This window comes from Streptomyces sp. NBC_00457 (genome assembly GCF_036014015.1).
Lineage (GTDB): Bacteria > Actinomycetota > Actinomycetes > Streptomycetales > Streptomycetaceae > Streptomyces.
The window spans coordinates 5,733,546-5,755,837 of sequence record NZ_CP107905.1 but is presented as its reverse complement, the minus strand read 5'-3'; the positions used below and the strand labels follow the sequence as shown (position 1 = coordinate 5,755,837).

Annotated in this window: 19 protein-coding genes and 3 tRNA genes; 10 read left to right on the top strand and 12 right to left on the bottom strand. The window is 70.8% G+C overall.

Translation table 11 applies throughout. The annotated features are described in order from the left end of the window. Nucleotides 1-150 precede the first annotated feature (150 nt). The gene (locus tag OG828_RS26235; protein WP_210582362.1) at nucleotides 151-993 is read right to left on the bottom strand and encodes a hypothetical protein; all 843 of its coding nucleotides are present in this window, start codon (nucleotides 991-993) and stop codon (nucleotides 151-153) included. Nucleotides 994-1,215: 222 nt separating this feature from the next. Here OG828_RS26235 and OG828_RS26230 point away from each other — a divergent pair, with 222 nt between their 5' ends. Further along, nucleotides 1,216-2,313 (top strand): Leu/Phe/Val dehydrogenase, encoded by a 1,098-nt coding sequence (locus tag OG828_RS26230; RefSeq protein ID WP_328361755.1) that lies wholly within the window; start codon nucleotides 1,216-1,218, stop codon nucleotides 2,311-2,313. A 303-nt stretch (nucleotides 2,314-2,616) separates the two neighbouring features. Beyond that, a complete protein-coding gene (locus OG828_RS26225; protein WP_210582359.1) occupies nucleotides 2,617-2,868 on the top strand; it encodes a DUF3073 domain-containing protein in 252 nt (83 codons plus the stop codon). A gap of 87 nt (nucleotides 2,869-2,955) precedes the next feature. Here the strand turns inward: OG828_RS26225 and purM are convergent, their stop codons facing one another. The 7 genes from purM to purS form a co-directional block, all read right to left on the bottom strand. Further along, a complete protein-coding gene (purM, locus tag OG828_RS26220) occupies nucleotides 2,956-4,032 on the bottom strand; it encodes a phosphoribosylformylglycinamidine cyclo-ligase (protein ID WP_328361750.1) in 1,077 nt (358 codons plus the stop codon). Nucleotides 4,033-4,066: 34 nt separating this feature from the next. After that, complete coding sequence (gene purF, locus OG828_RS26215) at nucleotides 4,067-5,593, bottom strand: amidophosphoribosyltransferase (RefSeq protein WP_210582355.1); 1,527 nt, start codon at nucleotides 5,591-5,593, stop codon at nucleotides 4,067-4,069. A 57-nt stretch (nucleotides 5,594-5,650) separates the two neighbouring features. Continuing rightward, nucleotides 5,651-6,535 (bottom strand): META domain-containing protein, encoded by an 885-nt coding sequence (locus tag OG828_RS26210; RefSeq protein ID WP_328502494.1) that lies wholly within the window; start codon nucleotides 6,533-6,535, stop codon nucleotides 5,651-5,653. 69 nt (nucleotides 6,536-6,604) lie between these two features. After that, complete coding sequence (locus tag OG828_RS26205; protein ID WP_328502493.1) at nucleotides 6,605-7,402, bottom strand: maleylpyruvate isomerase family mycothiol-dependent enzyme; 798 nt, start codon at nucleotides 7,400-7,402, stop codon at nucleotides 6,605-6,607. Nucleotides 7,403-7,918: 516 nt separating this feature from the next. Continuing rightward, on the bottom strand, nucleotides 7,919-10,177 hold the full coding sequence (gene purL, locus OG828_RS26200) for a phosphoribosylformylglycinamidine synthase subunit PurL (protein ID WP_328502492.1): 2,259 nt from the start codon (nucleotides 10,175-10,177) through the stop codon (nucleotides 7,919-7,921). After that, a complete protein-coding gene (gene purQ, locus OG828_RS26195; protein ID WP_328361734.1) occupies nucleotides 10,174-10,854 on the bottom strand; it encodes a phosphoribosylformylglycinamidine synthase subunit PurQ in 681 nt (226 codons plus the stop codon). The genes purL and purQ overlap by 4 nt, the downstream gene beginning before the upstream one ends. Further along, the gene (gene purS, locus OG828_RS26190; RefSeq protein ID WP_328361731.1) at nucleotides 10,851-11,114 is read right to left on the bottom strand and encodes a phosphoribosylformylglycinamidine synthase subunit PurS; all 264 of its coding nucleotides are present in this window, start codon (nucleotides 11,112-11,114) and stop codon (nucleotides 10,851-10,853) included. The genes purQ and purS overlap by 4 nt, the downstream gene beginning before the upstream one ends. A 279-nt stretch (nucleotides 11,115-11,393) precedes the next feature. Between purS and OG828_RS26185 the strand changes: the two genes are divergently transcribed. From OG828_RS26185 to OG828_RS26150, 8 genes are all read left to right on the top strand, one after another. Next, a complete protein-coding gene (locus tag OG828_RS26185; protein WP_210582341.1) occupies nucleotides 11,394-11,711 on the top strand; it encodes a histone-like nucleoid-structuring protein Lsr2 in 318 nt (105 codons plus the stop codon). A gap of 137 nt (nucleotides 11,712-11,848) precedes the next feature. Beyond that, nucleotides 11,849-11,920: transfer RNA gene (locus OG828_RS26180), tRNA-Gly, on the top strand. Between the two features lie 80 nt (nucleotides 11,921-12,000). Then, nucleotides 12,001-12,073: transfer RNA gene (locus OG828_RS26175), tRNA-Gly, on the top strand. A gap of 129 nt (nucleotides 12,074-12,202) precedes the next feature. Beyond that, the gene (locus OG828_RS26170) at nucleotides 12,203-13,162 is read left to right on the top strand and encodes an ABC transporter ATP-binding protein (RefSeq protein ID WP_328439869.1); all 960 of its coding nucleotides are present in this window, start codon (nucleotides 12,203-12,205) and stop codon (nucleotides 13,160-13,162) included. A 26-nt stretch (nucleotides 13,163-13,188) separates the two neighbouring features. Continuing rightward, nucleotides 13,189-13,932: an ABC transporter permease gene (locus tag OG828_RS26165; protein ID WP_328372182.1), complete on the top strand. Its 744-nt coding sequence runs from the start codon at nucleotides 13,189-13,191 to the stop codon at nucleotides 13,930-13,932. A gap of 17 nt (nucleotides 13,933-13,949) precedes the next feature. After that, on the top strand, nucleotides 13,950-15,173 hold the full coding sequence (locus tag OG828_RS26160) for a sensor histidine kinase (RefSeq protein WP_328502491.1): 1,224 nt from the start codon (nucleotides 13,950-13,952) through the stop codon (nucleotides 15,171-15,173). Continuing rightward, nucleotides 15,170-15,778, top strand: a complete 609-nt coding sequence (locus tag OG828_RS26155; RefSeq protein WP_210582251.1) for a response regulator transcription factor — start codon at nucleotides 15,170-15,172, stop codon at nucleotides 15,776-15,778. Before OG828_RS26160 ends, OG828_RS26155 begins: the two co-directional genes overlap by 4 nt. Nucleotides 15,779-15,801: 23 nt before the next feature. Next, nucleotides 15,802-15,874: transfer RNA gene (locus tag OG828_RS26150), tRNA-Gly, on the top strand. Nucleotides 15,875-15,919: 45 nt separating this feature from the next. Here OG828_RS26150 and OG828_RS26145 read toward each other — a convergent pair. The 4 genes from OG828_RS26145 to purD all read right to left on the bottom strand — a co-directional run bounded on the left by OG828_RS26145 (nucleotide 15,920) and on the right by purD (nucleotide 22,246). After that, nucleotides 15,920-16,819, bottom strand: a complete 900-nt coding sequence (locus OG828_RS26145; RefSeq protein WP_328439867.1) for a phosphoribosylaminoimidazolesuccinocarboxamide synthase — start codon at nucleotides 16,817-16,819, stop codon at nucleotides 15,920-15,922. A 71-nt stretch (nucleotides 16,820-16,890) separates the two neighbouring features. Then, a complete protein-coding gene (locus OG828_RS26140) occupies nucleotides 16,891-18,390 on the bottom strand; it encodes a N,N-dimethylformamidase beta subunit family domain-containing protein (protein ID WP_328502490.1) in 1,500 nt (499 codons plus the stop codon). Between the two features lie 214 nt (nucleotides 18,391-18,604). Beyond that, a complete protein-coding gene (locus tag OG828_RS26135; RefSeq protein WP_443062515.1) occupies nucleotides 18,605-20,632 on the bottom strand; it encodes a hypothetical protein in 2,028 nt (675 codons plus the stop codon). 363 nt (nucleotides 20,633-20,995) lie between these two features. Continuing rightward, nucleotides 20,996-22,246, bottom strand: coding sequence for a phosphoribosylamine--glycine ligase (gene purD / locus OG828_RS26130; protein ID WP_328502488.1), 1,251 nt, complete (start codon nucleotides 22,244-22,246; stop codon nucleotides 20,996-20,998). Nucleotides 22,247-22,292: the final 46 nt, after the last annotated feature.

Below are 22,292 nucleotides of genomic sequence, written 5' to 3'. Positions count from 1 at the left end.
AAGCCCGGATCGTGACCAACGCCCCATGTTGACGAAACCTCAGGAACCTCAGGACGAGGACGAAACCCCAAAACGGGCGTCAGGTCAAACGTCAGTTCCCCGACCGCAGGTCAGGCGTCATATCGCCGAACGACGATCAAACTCCGGATGTCAGTTCGCCGACCGCCGGTCCCGCACCGACCGCCACCGCTCCACGAGCCGGCCGTACGCCTCGCCCGCCGCCTCGCCGTCCCCCTCACGCAGCGCCGCGATCCCCTCGGCCACGTCGGCGGCCGAATGGTCGTCCTCCAGCTCGCCGGGCGGCAGGGTGTGCACCAGGCCGCCGTAGTCCAGCTCGACCAGCGAGCGCGGATGGAACTCCTCCAGCCAGCGCCCCACGTCCAGCAGGCCGTCGATCAGCGGCCCCTCGTCGATGGTGTCCTTCAGGGTCCTGAGCGCCCGCGCCACCCGCCGCCGGGCCTGCACCATCGGCGTCCGGTAGCGCAGCATCGGCGGAGCGTCGCCGGAGCCCTTGTCGAAACGCCGCTCCTCGTCCGCGACCAGCACGAACCAGTGCAGCGGCACCTGCCAGGTCGAGGTGCGGATCCACGGCCGGGCGTCGGGGTTGCGGGCCAGCCAGCGCTCGTAGTCCTGGGCCGCCTGGCGCCGTACGACGGGCGGCAGCACCGCGTCCAGGACGGGCGGCGGCAGCTCCTCGGCGAGATCGCCGAGCGCCTGCCAGCCGCGCAGCCGGGTGCGCCAGGGGCAGACGCAGACCACTCCGTCGACCTCGAGCACGAAGGCGTCACGGCTCTCGTGCACCGGTACCGGGACGGGCGGCGTGGGCAGCAAGTCGGCCAGCGCGCGGCGGAGTTCGTCCTGGTACGTGGGACGGTCGGGGCGCCGGGCGTACCGCTCCCAGTGGTCGCGCTCCCGCTTCGGGAAGGCGGCCAGCGGTTCGTACACACGCAGATAGGTCGCGTACGGGACGATCAGCGAGGACACCTTGGGCACGCCTGCTCCCTCCCCCGCCCTCTGCCAGGAAAACCTGCGAAACCCGCTCACAAACGTGCGGGAAAACTATGCAAATCGTCGCACGGGCGTACTCCGGCAGTAGGTGATCCTGAGCACGTCGCGGTCGGCGGGGCGTACAGGCTCTAATCTCGTGCTAGCTGCCTCCCGCCACCCTTACGGGAGCTCGTCCCAACCGCCGCTACTTACCCAGGAGTCACCACCGTGACCGACGTAACCGGCGCGCCTGCTGATGTACTGCACACCCTGTTCCATTCGGATCAGGGGGGTCATGAGCAAGTCGTGCTCTGCCAGGACCGAGCCAGCGGCCTCAAGGCCGTCATCGCCATCCACTCCACCGCCCTGGGCCCCGCACTCGGCGGTACGCGCTTCTACCCGTACGCCAGCGAGGAGGAGGCCGTCGCCGACGCGCTCAACCTCTCGCGCGGCATGTCGTACAAGAACGCCATGGCCGGGCTCGACCACGGCGGCGGCAAGGCCGTGATCATCGGTGACCCGGAGCGCGACAAGACCGAGGAACTGCTGCTCGCCTACGGGCGTTTCGTGGCCTCGCTCGGCGGCCGGTACGTCACCGCGTGCGACGTCGGCACCTACGTCGCCGACATGGACGTCGTCCACCGCGCATGCCCCTGGACCACCGGCCGCTCGCCCGAGAACGGCGGCGCCGGCGACTCCTCCGTCCTCACCGCGTACGGCGTCTACCAGGGCATGCGGGCCAGCGCCCAGCATCTGTGGGGCGACCCCTCGCTGCGGGCCAGGCGCATCGGCATCGCGGGCGTCGGCAAGGTCGGCCGCCACCTGGTGGAGCACCTGGTCGCGGAGGGCGCCGAGGTCTTCGTGACCGACGTGCGCGAGGAGGCCGTACGGCAGGTGACCGAGCGGTACGACACCGTGCTGGCCGTTCCGGACACCGAGGCGCTGATCCGCGTCGACGGGCTCGGCATCTACGCCCCCTGCGCGCTGGGCGGCGCGCTGAACGACGACACCGTGCCCGTGCTCACCGCCGAGATCGTGTGCGGCGCCGCCAACAACCAGCTGGCCCACCCGGGCGTCGAGAAGGACCTGGCCGACCGCCACATCCTGTACGCGCCCGACTACGTGGTGAACGCGGGCGGTGTCATCCAGGTCGCCGACGAGCTGCACGGCTTCGACTTCGAGCGGTGCAAGGCGAAGGCGGCGAAGATCTACGACACCACGCTGGCAATATTCGCACGTGCGAAGGCGGACGGCATTCCGCCGGCCGCCGCGGCCGACCGGATCGCCGAGCAGCGGATGCACGAGGCGGCGGCGCGCGGACGGTGAGTGCGCCCGGACCGGTCCGGGAGGTTTGGCCGGTACCCGCCGGTGGGCACTTAGAGAGAACTCTCACTTCCATCGGCGGGTCGACCGCCAGGAAGTGGTTAAAATCGCGGTTGACCAGCGAGGACGGGGCGCCTCAAAGGTCCTGTGCACACGCGGCTGCTGCGGGCGACGTACCGTATGGGCGCGGGCTCAGGTACCGTGGAAGCCCTACGGACCGGCCTCTCCACGGAGAGTCCGTTCCAGATCATGAACGCGTGTCGAGACTCTGGGGCCGTCGAGCCCCGTCACCGAGGGGGTCGAGCCATGGGGCGCGGCCGGGCCAAGGCCAAGCAGACGAAGGTCGCCCGCCAGCTGAAGTACAACAGCGGCGGGACTGACCTGTCGCGTCTGGCCAACGAGCTGGGCGCTTCGACTTCGCAACAGCCGCCGAATGGCGAGCCGTTCGAGGACGATGACGAGGAAGATGACCCGTACGCCCAGTACGCGGATCTCTATAACGACGAGGACGAGGACGACGAGTCCGGTCCCGCGTCGCAACAACGCCGCGGCGCTTGACTGTCGAGCAGTGCCTGACCCGGTCCTGAGCGGTTACCCGTAGGACCGGGTTTTGCGCTGCTTTCGCAAGCGCCGACCGGGACTCAGTCAGTGTGCATACGCGCCGACCAGCTCCGCACCCGTGGCGTGGTCGCCGCGGTCCGTGATCTCGCCGGCCACCCATGCCTCGACACCGCGGTCGGCCAGGGTCGCCAGGGCCACGTCCGACGCTTCCTCCGGGATGATCGCGATCATGCCGACGCCCATGTTGAGGGTCTTCTCCAGCTCCAGCAGCTCGACGTCGCCGGTCTTGCCGACGAGGTCGAACACCGGGGCCGGGGTCCAGGTGGAGCGGTCGACGATCGCGTGCAGGCCGTCCGGGATGACACGGGCGAGGTTGGCCGCCAGTCCACCGCCGGTGACATGGCTGAACGCGTGCACATCCGTCGTCCGGGTCAGCGCCAGGCAGTCCAGCGAGTAGATCTTGGTGGGCTCCAGGAGCTCCTCACCGAGGGTGCGGCCGAACTCGGCGACCTGGGTGTCCAGCGCCATGCCCGCGCGGTCCAGCAGGACATGCCGGACGAGCGAGTACCCGTTCGAGTGAAGGCCGGAGGCCGCCATGGCGATCACCGCGTCACCCGTACGGATACGATCCGGGCCGAGCAGCCGGTCGGCCTCCACCACGCCCGTGCCGGCGCCGGCCACGTCGAAGTCGTCCGGGCCGAGCAGACCGGGGTGCTCGGCGGTCTCGCCGCCGACCAGAGCGGTGCCGGCGAGGACGCAGCCCTCGGCGATGCCCTTCACGATGGCGGCCACCCGCTCGGGGTGGACCTTGCCGACGCAGATGTAGTCGGTCATGAACAGCGGCTCGGCGCCGCACACCACGATGTCGTCCATCACCATGGCGACCAGGTCGTGGCCGATGGTGTCGTAGACGCCCATCTGGCGCGCGATGTCGACCTTGGTGCCGACGCCGTCGGTGGCGGACGCGAGCAGCGGACGCTCGTAGCGCTTGAGGGCGGAGGCGTCGAAGAGGCCGGCGAAACCGCCGAGGCCGCCGAGGACCTCGGGGCGCTGCGTCTTCTTCACCCACTCCTTCATCAGCTCGACGGCGCGGTCGCCCGCTTCGATGTCGACGCCGGCAGCCGCGTAGGAAGCACCGGAAGCAGCATGAGTCTCAGACATTGCCTGGGATCTTTCGGGTTGGGTTCTACGTGGCTTACGGGCGACGGATCGCGTCGGCCGCGGCCGTGGCGGCGGGCCCCGCGGCCAGCTCGGTCTCCAGGAGCTGCTTGCCCAGCAGCTCGGGGTCCGGGAGCTCCATCGGGTACTCGCCGTCGAAGCAGGCGCGGCAGAGGTTCGGCTTGGCGATGGTGGTCGCCTCGATCATGCCGTCGAGGGAGATGTACGCCAGGGAGTCGGCGCCCAGCGAGGTGCCGATCTCGTCGATGGTCATGCCGTTGGCGATGAGCTCGGCGCGGGTGGCGAAGTCGATGCCGAAGAAGCAGGGCCACTTCACGGGCGGCGAGGAGATCCGGATGTGGACCTCGGCGGCGCCCGCCTCGCGGAGCATGCGGACCAGGGCCCGCTGGGTGTTGCCGCGCACGATCGAGTCGTCGACGACGACCAGGCGCTTGCCCTTGATGACTTCCTTCAGCGGATTCAGCTTCAGCCGGATGCCGAGCTGGCGGATCGTCTGGGAGGGCTGGATGAACGTACGGCCGACGTATGCGTTCTTCACAAGACCGGCACCGAAGGGGATGCCGGACGCTTCGGCGTAGCCGATGGCGGCCGGGGTGCCGGACTCCGGGGTCGCTATGACGAGGTCGGCGTCGACGGGCGCTTCCTTCGCGAGGCGGCGGCCCATCTCGACCCGGCTGAGGTAGACGTTCCGGCCGGCGATGTCGGTGTCCGGGCGGGCGAGGTAGACGTACTCGAAGACACAGCCCTTGGGCTTCGCTTCCGCGAATCGGGACGTTCGCAGGCCGTTCTCGTCGATGGCGACGAACTCGCCCGGCTCGATCTCGCGGACGTAGGCGGCGCCGCAGATGTCGAGGGCGGCGGACTCGGAGGCGACGACCCAGCCGCGCTCCAGGCGGCCGAGGACCAGCGGGCGGATGCCCTGCGGGTCGCGGGCGGCGTAGAGCGTGTTCTCGTCCATGAAGACGAGGGAGAAGGCGCCGAGGACCTGCGGGAGGACCGAGTGGGCGGCCTCCTCGATGGTCAGCGGCTTGCCGTCCTCGTCGACCTGGGCGGCGAGCAGCGCCGTGAGCAGGTCGGTGTCGTTGGTGGCCGCGACGCGCGGGGTGCGGCCCTCCTGCTTGGGCAGGTCGGCGACCATCTCGGCGAGCTGGGCCGTGTTGACCAGGTTGCCGTTGTGGCCGAGCGCGATGGAGCCGTGCGCGGTGGCTCGGAACGTCGGCTGGGCGTTCTCCCACACGGAGGCGCCGGTGGTCGAGTAGCGGGCGTGACCGACCGCGATGTGACCCTGGAGCGAACCGAGCGAGGTTTCGTCGAAGACCTGGGAGACCAGGCCCATGTCCTTGAAGACGAGGATCTGGGAGCCGTTGCTGACCGCGATTCCCGCGGATTCCTGACCTCGATGCTGGAGGGCGTAGAGCCCGAAGTAAGTGAGCTTGGCGACCTCTTCGCCGGGAGCCCAGACACCGAAGACGCCGCAAGCGTCCTGGGGGCCTTTCTCACCGGGGAGCAGATCATGACTTAGTCGACCGTCACCACGTGGCACGCCACCGAGTGTAGGCGAGATCGACCACTGGTCCGAATTCGTGAAGAGTGGGCTTGCTTACTTCGCCCGTGCCACGAGGCCCTCGCCGGAGGCCGCGGTGATCGTCAGGGACTTGTGTTTCTGCTGGTAGGAGACCTTGCCGGAGAGGATTTCGGTGAGTTCGCGCTCGGTCTTCATGACGGGCTCCGAGCACACCATCCGTGTGGTCGCGAGAGGGCCGATCTCGATGGTGCCGTCCTTGACGGTGGCCTTGGCGTTGAAGGTGTTGCAGCCGAGGCTGCCGGTGACGGTGTTGTTCTTGGTGAGGGTGAGGTGGGCCTTCGCCTTTTCGGGCAGGGACACGGCGGTCGAGTCGTCGCTCTTGCCCGACAGCAGGGTGTCGATCGTCCACCGGGTGCCCTTGAGGGCGGGGGCGGTCTCGGCGGTGCCTTCGCGAAGGGTGATGCGGTCGCCGTTGCCGCTGGTCAGGGTGAGGGTCTTGGTGCCGTCGCGCTCTTGTACGGCGGCTTTGAGGTTGCCCTCGAAGACGCCCACGAACTTCTCCTCGAACTCCCCGACGGCTCCCTCGCAGCCGATCATCGTCCTCGCGAGGTCGGTGACCTTCACGGTGTCGCCCTCGATGTCGACGTCGGCGCCGAAGTGGTTGCAGCCCACCGTGCCGCCGGACTCGCCTCCGCCGACGTCGGGCTCGGCCGCGCCGGGTTTGAAGGTGATGTGGGCGTCCTCGAGGTCGAAGGAGTCGCCCTTGGGCAGGTCGTACTTCTTGCCGTCGACGGTCACGCTCTGGGGCAGCCAGGAGGTGTCCGCGATGGTGGAGATGTCCTTGGTGGTGTCGCCCTCGCCGACCCTGCCGCTGCCGGACTCCGTGCCGCAGGCGGCCAGGACGGCCGTGCCGGCCAAGGCCGCGGCGGCGTACGTCATGTTCTTCGTCGTCCGCTTCATGGCTCTTTGACGCACGGGACGGGCGATGGGTTCGGCCCCGTTATGACTCTGTTGTCATGTGCCCGTCCGTCAACGAAGCAGCGGCAGCAACGGCCCGAGATCGGCCCGCTCCCCGCTGGCGCTGACCTTGGCGTCATGGACAGCATGCTTCCACTCCACCCGCCCGGTCGCGAGCCGGATCCAGGTGAGCGGGTCGGTCTCGACGACGTTGGGCGGGGTGCCGCGCGTATGCCGCGGCCCCTCCACGCACTGCACCACGGCGTACGGCGGGATCCGCACCTCCGTCGAGCCGCCGGGCGCCTTGGCGGCGAGCGCGTCGGCGAGGAGGCGGGTGCAGGCGGCGAGGGCCTGGCGGTCGTACGGGATGTCCAGGCCGGGGACGGCGGCGTTCAGGTCGTCGGTGTGGACGACGAGTTCCACGGTGCGGGTGACGAGGTAGTCGGCCAGGGTCAGGGCGCCCGCGCTGGTGGGGAGCAGGCGGCTGCCGGGCTCGTCGGCGATGCGGGCGGTGAACTCCCGCTCGATGTCCGCGAGATGGCTGTCCAGATCCGTGTGCTGCTCGGCCCTCAGCCGGGCCGTGTCGGCGATGTCGTCGGCTGCGTCGGCGATCGCGGGGAGCCAGTCCAATAGCGCCGCGTCCTGCCGCGCCGGTTCCGGCTCGTCGAGCAGCCGCACCACGGCCGCCGGCGCCATCCCGGTGTGCGCCACCAACTCCCGTACGGTCCAGTGCCCGAGGCGCGTCGGCAACGCGAGCTGTTCGGGCGTCAACGTGCGTACGGCGTCCCGTACATGCCCGAACTGCGCGAGCACGGCGGCGCGGATCTTGGCGGGGTCGTAGGTTCGGGGGCGTTTTCTGGCCGGGGGCATGGGGGCAGCCTATGCGGGGGTGCGCTTGCCTCCGGCGGTTGGGCGGGGGGTGCCTGCGGCGACCTGTGCGGGTTCGGCGGGGGGTGCCTGCGGCGGCCTGTGCGGGTTCGGCGGGGGGTGCCTGCGGCGGCCTGTGCGGGTTCGGCGGGGGGTGCCTGCGGCGGCCTGTGCGGGTTCGGCGGGGGGTGCCTGCGGCGGCCTGTGCGGGTTCGGTGGGGGGTGCCTGCGGCGGCCTGTGCGGGTTCGGTGGGGGGTGCCTGCGGCGGCCTGTGCGGGTTCGGTGGGGGTGCGCGTAGCGCCTGACGGTGCGGTGTGGGTCGGGGCCGCGCCGGGGGGTGTCCGTCCTCGGTCCGGCGGGTGCCGTTGGTCAGGAGGGGCTGTGTCTTGACGCCGGCCGCTGCGGGCGGACACCCCCCGGCACGTCCCCTTCCCGCCGTGCGCGGCTGCGGGGTCGTGGGGGTGCGCCTACGGCGAAGCCCCCGCCCGGTGACCGGGCGGGGGCTTCGGAGCCGGTGCCTACTTGAGCAGGGCCGGGATGGTGTTCTCGTGCGCCTCGCGCAGCTCGTCGAGGCTGAGGGTGAACTCGCCCTGGAGTTCCACGGCGTCGCCGTCCACGACACCGATCCGCGTGACCGGCAGGCCCCGCGCGCCGCACATGTCGTTGAAGCGGACCTCCTCGGAGCGCGGTACGGCGACGAGCGCGCGGCCCGCCGACTCGGAGAGGAGGAAGGTGAAGGCGTCGAGCCCGTCGGGGACGATGAGTCGCGCGCCCTTGCCGCCGAGCAGCGCGGACTCGACCACGGCCTGGATGAGGCCGCCGTCGGACAGGTCGTGCGCGGAGTCGATCATGCCGTCGCGGGAGGCGGAGATCAGGATCTCGGCCAGGAGGCGTTCCCGCTCCAGGTCGACCTGGGGCGGCAGACCGCCCAGGTGGTCGTGGACGACCTGCGACCAGGCCGAGCCGCCGAACTCCTCACGCGTGTCGCCAAGGAGGTACAGCAGCTGGCCCTCCTCCTGGAAGGCGACCGGCGTGCGGCGCGCGACGTCGTCGATCACGCCGAGGACCGCGACCACCGGGGTCGGGTGGATGGCCACCTCGCCCGTCTGGTTGTAGAGGGAGACGTTGCCACCCGTCACCGGGGTGCCGAGCTGCTGGCAGGCGTCCGCGAGACCTCGTACCGCCTCCGCGAACTGCCACATCACCGCCGGGTCCTCGGGCGAACCGAAGTTCAGGCAGTCGGACACGGCGAGCGGCTTGGCGCCGGTGGTGGCGACATTGCGGTACGCCTCCGCCAGCGCCAGCTGCGCGCCCGCGTACGGGTCCAGCTTGGCGTACCGCCCGTTGCCGTCCGTCGCGATCGCTACGCCGAGGCCGCTCGCCTCGTCGATGCGGATCATCCCGGAGTCCTCGGGCTGGGCCAGCACCGTGTTGCCCTGCACGAAGTGGTCGTACTGGGAGGTGATCCAGGACTTGGAGGCCTGGTTCGGGGAGGCGACCAGCTTCAGGACCTGGTCCTTCAGCTCGTCCGAGCTCTTCGGCCGCGGCAGCTTGTTCGCGTCGTCCGCCTGGAGGGCGTCCTGCCAGGACGGGCGGGCGTACGAGCGCTCGTAGACCGGGCCCTCGTGCGCGACCGTGCGCGGGTCGACGTCGACGATCTTGCCGCCGTGCCAGTAGATCTCCAGGCGGTCGCCGTCCGTCACCTCACCGATGACGGTCGCGATGACGTCCCACTTGTCGCAGATCTCCAGGAAACGGTCGACCTTCCCCGGCTCGACGACCGCGCACATGCGTTCCTGCGACTCGCTCATGAGGATTTCCTCGGGCGAGAGGGTCGAGTCGCGCAGGGGTACGTCGTCCAGGGTGACGCGCATGCCGCCCGAGCCGTTCGACGCCAGCTCGGACGTGGCGCAGGACAGGCCCGCCGCGCCGAGGTCCTGGATGCCGACCACCAGCTTCTCGGCGAACGCCTCCAGGGTGCACTCGATGAGCAGCTTCTCCTGGAAGGGGTCGCCGACCTGGACGGCGGGGCGCTTGGAGGGCTTGGCGTCGTCGAAGGTCTCCGAGGCGAGGATGGACGCGCCACCGATGCCGTCGCCGCCCGTGCGGGCGCCGTACAGGATGACCTTGTTGCCCGCGCCGGACGCCTTCGCGAGGTGGATGTCCTCGTGCCGCATGACGCCGATGGCACCGGCGTTGACCAGCGGGTTCCCCTGGTAGCAGGCGTCGAAGACGACCTCGCCGCCGATGTTGGGGAGGCCGAGGCAGTTGCCGTAGCCGCCGATGCCGGCGACGACGCCGGGGAGTACGCGCTTGGTGTCGGGGTGATCGGCCGCACCGAAGCGGAGGGGGTCCACGACGGCTACCGGCCTGGCGCCCATCGCGATGATGTCGCGCACGATGCCGCCGACGCCCGTGGCCGCGCCCTGGTAGGGCTCGACGTAGGAGGGGTGGTTGTGCGACTCGACCTTGAAGGTGACCGCGTAGCCCTGGCCGACGTCCACCACGCCCGCGTTCTCGCCGATGCCGACGAGCATCGCGTCGGACTCGGGGGCCTTCTCGCCGAACTGGCGCAGATGGACCTTGGAGGACTTGTACGAGCAGTGCTCGGACCACATGACGGAGTACATGGCCAGCTCGGCACCGGTGGGCCGGCGGCCGAGGATCTCCACGACCCTCTCGTACTCGTCCTTCTTCAGGCCGAGTTCGGCCCAGGGCAGCTCGACGTCGGGGGTCGCGGTCGCGTGCTCGACCGTGTCGAGAGGCGTCCGGCTCATGCGTTGACCAGCTTCTTGAGGATCGAGGTGAAGAAGGGGAGGCCGTCGGTGCGGCCGGTGCCGATGAGCGGCTCCACGGCGTGCTCCGGGTGCGGCATCAGGCCTACGACGTTCCCGGCTTCGTTGCTGATGCCGGCGATGTCGTTGAGCGAGCCGTTGGGGTTGAAGTCCAGGTACCGGAAGGCGACGCGGCCCTCGGCCTCCAGCTTGTCCAGCGTGTACTGGTCGGCGACGTACCGGCCGTCCATGTTCTTCAGCGGGATGTGGATCTCCTGGCCCGCCGAGTAGTCGGTCGTCCAGGCCGTCTCCGCGTTCTCCACCCGCAGCTTCTGGTCGCGGCAGATGAAGTGGAGGTGGTCGTTGCCGAGCATCCCGCCCGGGAGCAGGTGGGCCTCGGTGAGGATCTGGAAGCCGTTGCAGATGCCGAGGACCGGGAGGCCCGCCTTCGCCTGCTCGATGAGGGGCTCCATCACCGGCGAGAAGCGCGCGATGGCACCGGCGCGCAGATAGTCGCCGTAGGAGAAACCACCGCACAGCACCACGGCGTCGACCTGGTGGAGGTCCTTGTCCTTGTGCCAGAGGGCGACCGGTTCGGCGCCCGCGAGGCGGATCGCGCGCTGGGTGTCCCGGTCGTCGAGGCTGCCCGGGAAAGTGACGACGCCAATACGAGCGGTCACTTCACGGCCTCCGCGACTTCCTCGACCCGGACGGTGAAGTTCTCGATCACGGTGTTGGCGAGGAAGGATTCCGCGAGTTCGTGGATGCGGGCGAGCGCGGCATCGTCGACCGGCCCGTCAACTTCCAGTTCGAATCGCTTTCCCTGACGTACGTCCGAGATGCCTTCGAAACCCAGTCGCGGCAGTGCGCGCTGCACCGCCTGGCCCTGGGGGTCGAGGATCTCCGGCTTGAGCATGACGTCGACTACGACGCGTGCCACTGGCACTCCCGGTGTTGTGGTGCTGAGCAGGTTCCTACAGTGCCTTCAGACTACCCGCACGAAATTTCTACGCGCGTCGACTTGTAGGTTCCTACGTGACCGCTGTCACGATCCGGCATCGGAAGCCGCCTTCACGAAAATTTCCGGGAAAGATCCCCGATCGACACCCGGATACCCATTGCGCTCGGACACGCGGACAGATTTAGTCGGTCTTCACAATGCATTGCCGGGCACTGTACAAATGAATTGGCAAAGTGCCGCATGAAGGGACCGATATTCGTGGCGCAGAAGGTCGTGGTCACCCTCTTTGACGACATCGACGGTTCAGAAGCGGCGGAGACGATCGCTTTCGGACTCGACGGCAAGTCGTACGAGATCGACCTGAATCAAGCCAATGCCAAGAAACTGCGTAAGGCGCTCGCGCCGTACGTGGAGGCCGGCCGGAAGCGGTCGCGGTCCGGCAAGGCGTACCGGCAGACCGAGGTCGCCCCCGACCCGGCAGCAGTCCGGGCCTGGGCCCAGGCCCACAAGATGGAGGTGCCGGCGCGCGGCCGGATCCCCAAGAAGGTCTACGAGGCGTTCGCCGCCGCCCAGTGAGGTGCCGACCGCCGTTGTCCTCAGGATGCGCCAGCGGGCCCTGAGGGCAACCGACTTGCGCTGCACCCCTCCAGATCAGTTAGAGTCTGGAGCACGCCGCCGGGCAGGGCCGAAAAGGTCCAGCTCACGGAGTACATGCGGGTGTAGTTCAGTAGTAGAACATCCCCCTTCCAGGGGGAAGGCGCAGTGTGCAATTCCTGTCACCCGCTCCGCACCGCCGTCCGGACCACAGTTGTGGATCAGGTAGGCTGGTGCTCGCGCCGATCGGTGAGAGCCGGTCGGATGCAATGCGGACGTAGCTCAGTTGGTAGAGCGCAACCTTGCCAAGGTTGAGGTCGCGAGTTCGAGCCTCGTCGTCCGCTCTCTTTCGAAGACCCCGGTCGATCCGACCGGGGTTTTTTCGCATCCTCGAGCGCTCGCCTGACATTTGTCATGCCGAGTGATGACAGCGTGCACTGCTTCCGGGCCCGGTCCGACGGGACGCTGAAGGCATGGACTCAAAAGAACACGAGCACGTGATCGAGGTCACCGACCTGCGGCGTGTGTACGGGGGCGGGTTCGAGGCCGTGCGCGGTGTCACCTTCTCCGTGGCCCGCGGCGAGCTCTTCGCACTCCTCGGCACCAACGGAGCCGGCAAGACCTCGACCGTCGAACTGCTGGAGGGCCTCGCCGCGCCCGCCGGGGGCCGGGTGCGGGTGCTGGGCCACGACCCGTACGCCGATCGGGCCGTCGTACGACCGCGCACCGGGGTGATGCTGCAGGAGGGCGGGTTTCCGTCCGAGCTGACCGTCGCCGAGACCGCGCGGATGTGGGCGGCCTGCACGAGCGGGGCGCGGCCGGTGGACGAGGCGCTGGGACTGGTCGGGCTGTCGCGGCGGACCGGCGTACGGGTGAAGCAGCTGTCCGGGGGTGAGCGGCGGCGCCTGGATCTCGCGCTGGCACTGCTCGGCGACCCGGAGGTGCTGTTCCTGGACGAGCCGACGACCGGGATGGATGCCGAAGGGCGCCGGGACACCTGGGAGTTGGTGCGGTCGCTGCGCGAGGGCGGTACGACCGTCCTGCTGACCACGCACTACCTGGAGGAGGCCGAGCAGCTCGCCGACGGGCTGGCGATCATGCACGAGGGGCGGATCGCGGCGGCCGGCACGCCCGAGGAGGTGACGGCGTCCCAGCCGTCCCGGATCTCCTTCGAGCTGCCCCTGGGGTACTTCGTCGGAGACCTGCCGCCGCTCGGTGAGCTGGGGGTGAGCGGGCACGAGGTGGACGGACGCGTCGTACGGCTGCGGACCCAGGAGCTGCAGCGGACCGCCACCGGAGTGCTGATGTGGGCCGCGCAGGCCGGAGTCGAGCTGCACCGCCTCGATGTGCGCCCGGCCTCGCTGGAAGAGGCGTTTCTGGGGATCGCCCGGAAGGCGCACGACGCACCCGCCGCCCAGAAGGAGTACGTGTGAGTACCGTGACCACTCCCGCGGGGCGCATGGCCGCCCTCGCCCGCGCCGAGCTGACGCTGCTCGGGCGCAGCAAGGCCACGCTCGTCTCGGCGCTGTTCGTACCGCTGGTGATACCGATCAGTGTGCGGTCGGCGTTTCCGGAGTCGGAGCTCGAGGACGTCGGGCTCACCGTCGGGCTGGTGATGCTGAACGCCGCGATCGGTTTCTCGCTGCTGTTCGCCGTGTACTCGGCGCTGGTCGGCGTCTTCACCGCGCGGCGTGAGGAACTCGTCCTCAAGCGGCTGCGCACGGGGGAGCTGCGGGACACGGAGATCCTGGCGGGTGCCGCGACGCCGGCCGCGGTGATCGGGCTGGCGCAGTGCCTGCTGCTGGCGGCCGGCTGCACGGCTCTGCTCGACATCCCGGCGCCCAAGGCCGTGTATCTCGCCGTCCTGGGCGTGCTGTTGGGCGTGGTGATGTGTGTGGCGCTCGCGGCCGTCACCGCCAGCTACTCGCGGACCGTGGAGAGCGCGCAGGTCACCACGCTGCCCCTGCTGTTCATCTCGATGCTCGGCTCCGGCATCGCCATTCCGCTGGAAATGCTGCCCGACCGGCTGGCCTCCGTCCTGGAGCTGCTGCCGCTGTCGCCGGTGATGAAGCTGGTGCAGGGCGGCTGGAGCGGGGACCTCTCGGCGAGCGAGGCGCTCAGCTCCATGACGCTCGCGCTGGCCTGGACCCTGGTCGCGGTGTTTGCTGTACGGCGGTGGTTCCGGTGGGAGCCGCGGCACTGACGGACGGGAGCGTGGGTATGCGGGGGCCGGAGGGCTGGTGGCGGGGGAAGAGCACGCCGGCGAAGGTGGAGACGTATACGCGGTGGTCCTACCACAGCCTCCCGATGGTCGAGGTCGCGACCGTCGGGCTGGCCGTCTTCGGCAACGCGGGGCTCCAGCTGGCGGGGTTGCTGTTCGCGGCGGTGTGCGCGCACGCCCTGCTCTGCACGGTCACCGTCGCCCGGGCACTCGACTGGACGCGCGAGCGCCGCCCGCAACCCCTGCGGCTGATGTGGGCGCTGGGGGTGGTCACGGCTTTGATCGCGGCCGGCGCGCTGCTCCTCGCCGATCGCAGCCCGGGCGACTCCGACGCCGACTCCGCGGCCGGCGGCCTCTTCGCCACGGTGGTGATCTTCGGTGTCGGCATCATGGCGCTCGGCATCCGCGGCCGGCGGCGGGTGCTGATGCTGGTGGCGGGTTTCACCGCGGGCGCCGGTCTTGTGGCGCTCCTGCTGGGTGCCCCCGCGGGCGCCGCGCTGGCCACGGCCGTCGCGGTCCTGGCCGGGTCCGGCTTCATGTCCTTCGCGTCCGTCTTCTCCGTCTGGCTGCTCAACGCCGTCTACGCACTCGGCGATGCCCGGGAGACCCGCGCCCGGCTCGCCGTCGCCGAGGAGCGGCTCCGCTTCGGGCGGGATCTGCATGACGTGATGGGGCGGAATCTCGCGGTGATCGCGTTGAAGAGCGAGCTGGCGGTGCAGCTGTCGCGGCGCGGGCGGCCGGAGGCCGTGGATCAGATGATCGAGGTGCAGCGGATCGCGCATGAGACGCAGCGGGAGGTGCGGGATGTCGTACGGGGGTATCGGGAGGCCGACCTGTCGGTCGAACTCGCCGGTGCGCGGGGGGTGTTGACCGCGGCCGGGATCGACTGCGAGGTGTCCGGCTCGACCGAGGGGCTGCCGGTCGATGTGCAGTCGGCGCTCGGGTGGGTGGTGCGTGAGGCGACGACGAATGTGCTGCGGCACGGGGACGCACGGCGCTGTGAGGTGTCCGTGCGGAGGAGGGAGGGGCGGGTGGTACTGACCGTGGAGAACGACGGGGCCCGTACGGCGTCCGGCACCGGTGGTTCGGGGCTGGCGGGGCTGCGGGAGCGGCTGGCGGCGGTGGCCGGGACGCTGGAGGCGGGACCGGTGCGGCAGGGCGTGTTCCGGTTGGTGGCCGAGGTGCCGGTGACTGCGGCCGTGGTCAGTGAGGTCGCTTCATGACCGTCCGGCTGCTGCTCGCCGACGACGAGCACCTCATCCGGGGTGCGCTCGCCGCGCTGCTCGCGCTGGAGGACGATCTCCTGATCGTCGCCGAGGCGGCCACGGGACCGGAGGCGCTGGCGATGGCCCGGGCGCATGCGCCGGACGTCGCCGTGCTCGATCTTCAGATGCCTGGCGCCGACGGTGTGAAGGTCGCCACATCGCTACGGACCGAACTGCCTCAGTGCCAGGTGCTGATCGTGACCAGTCATGGCCGGCCGGGGCATCTGAAGCGGGCGCTCGCGGCCGGTGTGCGGGGGTTCGTGCCGAAGACGGTGAGCGCGCGGCGGCTCGCGGAGGTCATCCGGACCGTGCACGCCGGGAACCGTTACGTCGACCCGGAGTTGGCCGCCGACGCGATCTCCGCCGGGGACTCGCCGCTGACCGCGCGCGAGGCCGAGGTGCTGGAACTCGCCGCCGACGGGGCGCCCGTATCGGAGATCGCGGAGCGGGCGGCGCTGTCGCAGGGGACCGTACGGAACTATCTGTCGTCGGCCGTCTCCAAGCTCGGGGCGGAGAACCGGCATGCAGCGGTACGGCTCGCACGTGAGCGAGGTTGGGTATAGTTGCTCTCGCGCCACGGCGCAGTGCGGACGTAGCTCAGTTGGTAGAGCGCAACCTTGCCAAGGTTGAGGTCGCGAGTTCGAGCCTCGTCGTCCGCTCTGTGTGAGACCCCGGTCGGTTCCTCCGACCGGGGTCTTCCGCGTTCACGCCCAGCTCGTGCCCGTCAGCCGCTCGTACGCCTCCACGTACTTGGCGCGGGTCGCGTCCACCACGTGCTGCGGCAGCGCGGGCGGCGGCTGCTCGCTCTTCCGGTCCCAGCCGGACTCCGCCGAGGTCAGCCAGTCACGCACGAACTGCTTGTCGTACGACGGCTGCGGGCGCCCCGGCTGCCACTGGTCGGCCGGCCAGAAGCGGGAGGAGTCCGGGGTGAGGACCTCGTCGGCGAGGACCAGGTCGCCGTTGTCGAAGCCGAACTCGAACTTGGTGTCCGCCAGGATGATCCCGCGGTCACGGGCGATGGCGCGGCCGCGGGCGTAGACGGCGAGGGTGGCCTGGCGCAGCCGGGCGGCGGTGTCGGCGCCGACCTGGCGGGCGACCTCCTCGTACGACACGTTCTCGTCGTGCTCGCCGACGGCCGCCTTGGTGGCCGGGGTGAAGATCGGGGCGGGGAGCTCCGAGCCGTCGCTCAGCCCCTCGGGGAGGGCGAGGCCGCAGACGGTGCGGGACTCGTTGTACTCGGCGAGGCCCGAGCCGGTGAGGTAGCCGCGGGCCACGCTCTCGACGGGGATCATCTGGAGGGCCTTGCAGACGAGGGTGCGGCCTTCCCATGCGGCGGGGGCGCCGGCGGGCAGGTCGGTGCTCAGGACGTGGTTGGGGATCAGGTCGGCGACCTGGTCGAACCACCACAGGGAGAGCTGGGTGAGGACACGGCCCTTGTCGGGGATCTCTGTCGGCAGCACCCAGTCGTACGCGGAGATGCGGTCGCTGGCGACCATCACGAGGTCGCCCGCGTCGTTCTGGTACAGGTCGCGCACCTTGCCGGTGTGCAGATGCACCAGACCCGGAACCTGGAGGGGCTCGGGCTTTTCAACGAATCCGGACACGGTTCCTCCCCGTGGTGATGTCCAAGTGAGCTGATTCTCCCGTATGCGGGAGTGACCTTGGACAAGGGGGTTCAGTCACGTTTGCAGATGCGGTCCAGGAGGTTGGCCGTGGCCCGCTGGATACGGGGGTCCACGTGGCCGGGGCGGTCGAGAGCCGGGGACCAGGCGAACGTTCCGGACGCGAAGACCAGGGAGCCCGAAGGGGCGCGGTAGAGGGAGGTCTCCTGGTGGCGTAAGGCGCCGTCACTGTCGCTGTACGGGGAGTGGGCGAGCAGGATGCGGTTCTCGTGCTCGGGGAGCGGGGTGCGCGGGAAGTAGCGGTCGGCCTCGCCCGCGACCAGGCCGTCGATCTCGTCGCCCTCGTGCGCGCCGGTCGCCTCCCACAGCCAGTGCTCGGCGTTGCGGACGATCAGGGGGTGCGGCTCGGGGACGCGGCCCGCGTACTGGATGCCGACGAGTTGCTGCTCGGGGCGGTCGATCTCGCGCCAGAGGACCGGCCTGCCCGGTCCTTTCCGTTTCCGGCAGGTGAGCAGGCGGTCGGGGACGCCGGACGGGGACGGGCCCAACTCCACTTGCCAGTACATGGTGTTGGCGGAGAGGAAGACCAGGGAGGTGCCGTGCTCGCGGGCCAGTTCCGTGGTGCGGCGCATGGCCGGCGACCAGTACTCGTCGTGGCCGGGGAAGACCAGGCCCCGGTAGCGGGCGGGGTCGACGAGGCCGGCGTGCAGGTCGCCGGCGTTGGCGTAGGCCAGGTCGTAGCCGTAGCGCTCGGCCCAGCGGATGAAGTCGTAGGCGTGGCCTACGTGGAGGGGGAGGCCCGCGCCGGCGTACGGGCGGTCGAAGGAGACCGTGGTCGCGGCGTCGGCCTCGCCCAGCAGCCGGCCCTGCTCGTCCCAGGCGTGGTAGAGGCTGGCGCCGGTGCGGCCGTCCTCCGGGTAGAGGTTGTAGGCCTGCCAGGTGATGTCGGGCAGGAGGAGCAGCAGGTCAGCTGGGTGGTTGTCGCGGACGGTGAACGGCACGTGGGAGCGGTAGCCGTCGGCGGTGGTGAGGACGGCGACGTAGGCGCCGATGCTCCAGTAGGAGGGGATCTGCAGCCGCCAGGACAGCCACCAGTGGTGACAGGAGACGGTCCGGTCGGCGGTGAGCGGGGGTGGCTGGACGATGCCGGACAGGCGGGGGCTGGTGGTGATCTTGGCTGCGCCGTCGCCGCCGTAGTGGCCGATGCGGTAGACGTCGACGCTGAATTCCTGGGGCGGGTCGACGGTGATATGGAAGTCGATGGCCTCGCCGGGGGCGGCCGCGCCGGTGGAGGCGAAGCCCTTGATCTGGCGCTTGACGTCGTCGGCGGCGCGCGGGCCGCCGCCGGTGGAGGATCGGGGGGCTGGGACGCGGGGGTTCTCGCCGGTCGACTGCGCGGGGCTGGGATCGACGTACCAGGGGACGACCTGGCCGGTGTCGTCGAAGTAGGTCTCGCTGCCGCGCAGCCAGGGGACGGGGCCCTGGCCGAAGGGGTCCGTCACCGCGTGCGCCAGCGCGCCCGACTCCCAGCGGCGAATCTGCTGCGACGCCATGATCGCTCCCCTCCCTTGTGCCCCCGTGTTCGTACGTCCTGTGCGTGCCTCGTGTGCCTGTCTTATGTCGCAAGCCCTTGCCATGTGCGCGATCGGTCCCAGCACATCACATAACGCACGCAGGCTGTCACTATTCGTTGCGAATTGGCCGAAAGTGGAATCCGAGCTTCCGGCCGGGATTTCGGTTTGGAGTGCGGTGGGGTCCGGGGGCCTGTCAGACGAGGCGGACCGGCTTCTCCGGGCGTATGCCCGACTCCACCAGCCAGGTCCGCAGCGGGGCCGGGTCGCCGTCCTCGATCAGGCTGAGGACTCGGGGGGTCAGATCGGCGGCGCGCTCTCCGTTGACGATGAGGGACGGGCCGTCGAGCCAGTCGAGGCCGGGAGTCGCCCCCGCGGTGTCCATCGCGGCGCAGCACACCATCGCCGTGACGTGGTCGGCGAGCAGTTCGCGGGCGGTGCGGGGCGGCTGCAGCGGGAAGAGCGGGAGCGTGCCGTCGTCCCAGAGGGTGGTGTCCGGTCCCTGGCCGGCGGCGGCCGAGGACGCCTTTCGGTCGGCGGGGGTCGCGGCTTCCTCCCGGGCCAGTTCGGCGGTGAGGCCTGCGGCCAGGGCGGAGGTGCGGTCGTTGTCCGCGGGGGTGTCGGTGTCAGCGTCGGCGTCTATGTCGGGGCGGGGGTGGGGGTTGAGGCCGGGGCGGGCGTGAGGGTTGAGGCCGGGGCTGACGTCGGTGTCGGAGCGGGAGCCGGCGTCAAGACCGCGACCGGCGTCGGTGTCGGAGCGGGAGCCGGCGTCAAGACCGCGACCGGCGTCGGCGTCGGGCCGGGAGCCGGCGTCAAGACCGCGACCGGCGTCGGCGCCGGGCCGGGAGCCGGCGTCAAGACCGCGACCGGCGTCGGCGCCGGGCCGGGAGCCGGCGTCAAGACCGCGACCGGCGTCGGCGCCGGGCCGGGAGCCGGCGTCGGTGGTCGGGGTGGTCGACAGGTGGTCGAGGACGCGGGCCAGGGTGGGGCCGTGGGCTTCCGGGGTGGTGTGGCCGGGGGTGCGGCGGACGCCGAGGGCGTCGAGGACGCGGTGGAGGCGGGCCGCGTCGGTGCGCCATTTGCGGTCGACGACCTCCTCCGGATACTCCTGCCAGTCCACGGGGGACCAGTCCGGGCCGGGCTCGGCGGGGCCGCCGTGGAAGAGGCGGGCGGCGAGGAGTGAGGCGGCCTCGTCCACCGCGCCGGGCTCTTCGAGCAGGTCACAGGCGGGGCGCTCGCCCAGCCGCGAGGCGAAGCCCTCGGCCAGCCGGTCGCGGCGGGACAGCTCGGTCAGCGCGGCCACGACGCCCGCGTCCAGCCGGGACGGCCAGCGCCCCATCCGCCAGGCAGGCAGCGCGACCCGGGTCAGCAGCCGGTCCCAGCCCGCGTACGCCAGCCCCACCTGCTCCTGCGCGACGATCCGCAGTCCGTAATCCACAGCCTGTGCACGCTCGGCGGCCGCGGCGGCCACGCCCCGCTCCATCTCGGCCGCATGCCCCCGGCAGCTCCGCAGCAGCACGCGCGCCACCCAGCCGACACCCGCCAGCACCGTGCGTGCCACGGGCCCGCGATGGGGTGCCGAGGTGACGGCCACCGCCGCGTCCAGACCCCGTACGAAACGGCGGGCCGCCGCTATGTCGGGGTGTGCCGACGGTCCCGTACCGGCGACGACCGGGGCGAGGACCGCGCGCAGCTCGCCGACGCGCATCCACCACAGGAATGGAGAGCCGATGACGAGGACGGGGGCTGTGGCGCTGCGGCGGTGGGCGTGTCTGCCCAGGCCCGCTATCTCGTCGCCGTCCTCCGGCGGAGGCGGGCCGTGGGACAGATGTGCACGGTCCTCCAGCCAGCTGTCGCAGTCCGGTGTGAGCGCTATGGCGGAGGGGGCCGGGACGTCGAGGCGGTCGGCGAGGTCGCGCACCATGCGATACAGATCCGGCGCCGATTCCTCGCCGATCGGGACCGTCGGGCTCACCGCGGGGCGGGAACGGGCGACGACCAGCGCGATGCCGCCGGCCGCGAGCAGCACCAGCACGGCGAGCGGTGTCACGACCCAGCGCGTGGTGTGCCAGCCCGCGCCCACGAGATGGCCGGTGGACGCGCCGGCCAGCAACACCACGGCGAGAGCCGCGGGCAGCAGTGCGACGGCCAGCGCCCGGCTGCGGATGTGCAGCACGGCGAGAGCCCTGGAGCGCGCGGACTGTGTGCCCGCCTCCCCACCCATACCGGTCATGATCGGTCGTCACCCCCTCCCTGCTGTCCCGAACGGCGGCAAGCGCGGCGCCCGCCGTGACGGTGCCCGTCACCGTGGTCGCCGCCCACTGCCCTGGCGTTGCTCACTCCCCCACTGTGGCACCCACCACTGACATCGCAATGCCGGTGGGCCAAGTGCCGGAACGCTTGCGCCGCACCCTAGTTGGGGCCCCGGCCCTCGTCAGCGGTATGGGCTACCGGTCACTCGATGGAATGGCTTTGGGGAAAGGTGGATGACGGACAGCGAGGATCAGGCCCCGAATCCATAGACGGATTCGAGGCCCGAGGGGTTGGTCGCCGACCAGGTTTTGGGTGCCCGGCCGCCGCTGGTGGCTTACGCGCCCGCCACCTTCGCCGCGATGTCCGTGCGGTGCTGGGAGCCGTCGAGGTGGATGCGGGAGACGGCCTGGTAGGCGCGGTCGCGGGCCTCGGTGAGGTTCGTGCCGGTGGCCGTGACGGAGAGGACGCGGCCGCCCGCGCTGACGATCGCGTCGCCGGCGCGCTTCGTCCCGGCGTGCAGGACGTACGCGTGCGGGGCGTCCTGGGTGGCCACCTCGTCGAGGCCGGTGATCGGGTCGCCGGTGCGCGGGGTCGCGGGGTAGTTGTGCGAGGCGACGACCACGGTGACCGCGGCGTCGTCGCTCCAGCGCAGGGGCTCGAGGACGTCGAGGGTGCCGTTCGCCGCGGCGAGCAGGACACCGGCCAGCGGGGTCTTGAGGCGGGCGAGGACGACCTGGGTCTCGGGGTCGCCGAAGCGGGCGTTGAACTCGATGACCCGTACGCCCCGGCCGGTGATCGCGAGACCGGCGTACAGCAGGCCGGAGAAGGGGGTACCGCGCCGGCGCATCTCGTCGACGGTGGGCTGGAGCACGGTCTGCATGACCTCGTCGACCAGCTTCGGGTCGGCCCAGGGCAGCGGGGAGTACGCCCCCATGCCGCCGGTGTTCGGGCCCTCGTCGCCGTCCAGGGCGCGTTTGAAGTCCTGGGCGGGCTGCAGCGGGACGACCGTCACACCGTCGGTGACCGCGAAGAGGGAGACCTCGGGGCCGTCCAGGTACTCCTCGATGACGACGCGCTCACAGGCGTTGGCGTGCGCCGCGGCCGCCTCGATGTCGCCGGTGACGACGACGCCCTTGCCGGCCGCGAGCCCGTCGTCCTTCACGACGTACGGTGCGCCGAAGGCGTCGAGGGCCTCGTCGACCTCCGCGGGCGTGGTGCACACGTACGACCTGGCCGTAGGCACCCCGGCCGCCGCCATGACCTCCTTCGCGAAGGCCTTGGAGCCCTCCAGCTGCGCGGCCTCCTTGGACGGGCCGAAGACCGGAATCCCCGCCTCGCGCACAGCATCGGCGACCCCCGCGACAAGCGGCGCCTCCGGGCCTACGACGACCAGGTCGGCGCCGAGCTCGGTGGCCAGCGCGTATACGGCCGTGCCGTCCAGGGCGTCCACCTGGTGCAGCTCGGCGACCTCGGCGATACCGGCGTTGCCGGGGGCGCAGTGCAGCGCGGTGACGTCGGGATCGAGGGACAGGGAACGGCACAGGGCGTGTTCGCGGGCGCCGTTTCCGATGACGAGGACCTTCACGGGGTCAGCCTAACCGGCGGGGGGCTGCGTGAATTGTGCGGGTTGC

Excerpts from the sequence above, each read along its gene's own strand:
- OG828_RS26225 (WP_210582359.1), top strand. The coding sequence starts at position 2,617 with ATGGGGCGCGGCCGGGCCAAGGCCAAGCAGACGAAGGTCGCCCGCCAG.
- purM (WP_328361750.1), bottom strand. The coding sequence starts at position 4,032 with ATGTCTGAGACTCATGCTGCTTCCGGTGCTTCCTACGCGGCTGCCGGC.
- OG828_RS26210 (WP_328502494.1), bottom strand. The coding sequence starts at position 6,535 with ATGAAGCGGACGACGAAGAACATGACGTACGCCGCCGCGGCCTTGGCC.
- OG828_RS26205 (WP_328502493.1), bottom strand. The coding sequence starts at position 7,402 with ATGCCCCCGGCCAGAAAACGCCCCCGAACCTACGACCCCGCCAAGATC.
- purL (WP_328502492.1), bottom strand. The coding sequence starts at position 10,177 with ATGAGCCGGACGCCTCTCGACACGGTCGAGCACGCGACCGCGACCCCC.
- OG828_RS26170 (WP_328439869.1), top strand. The coding sequence starts at position 12,203 with ATGGACTCAAAAGAACACGAGCACGTGATCGAGGTCACCGACCTGCGG.
- OG828_RS26165 (WP_328372182.1), top strand. The coding sequence starts at position 13,189 with ATGGCCGCCCTCGCCCGCGCCGAGCTGACGCTGCTCGGGCGCAGCAAG.
- OG828_RS26160 (WP_328502491.1), top strand. The coding sequence starts at position 13,950 with ATGCGGGGGCCGGAGGGCTGGTGGCGGGGGAAGAGCACGCCGGCGAAG.
- OG828_RS26155 (WP_210582251.1), top strand. The coding sequence starts at position 15,170 with ATGACCGTCCGGCTGCTGCTCGCCGACGACGAGCACCTCATCCGGGGT.
- OG828_RS26140 (WP_328502490.1), bottom strand. The coding sequence starts at position 18,390 with ATGGCGTCGCAGCAGATTCGCCGCTGGGAGTCGGGCGCGCTGGCGCAC.
- OG828_RS26135 (WP_443062515.1), bottom strand. The coding sequence starts at position 20,632 with ATGGGTGGGGAGGCGGGCACACAGTCCGCGCGCTCCAGGGCTCTCGCC.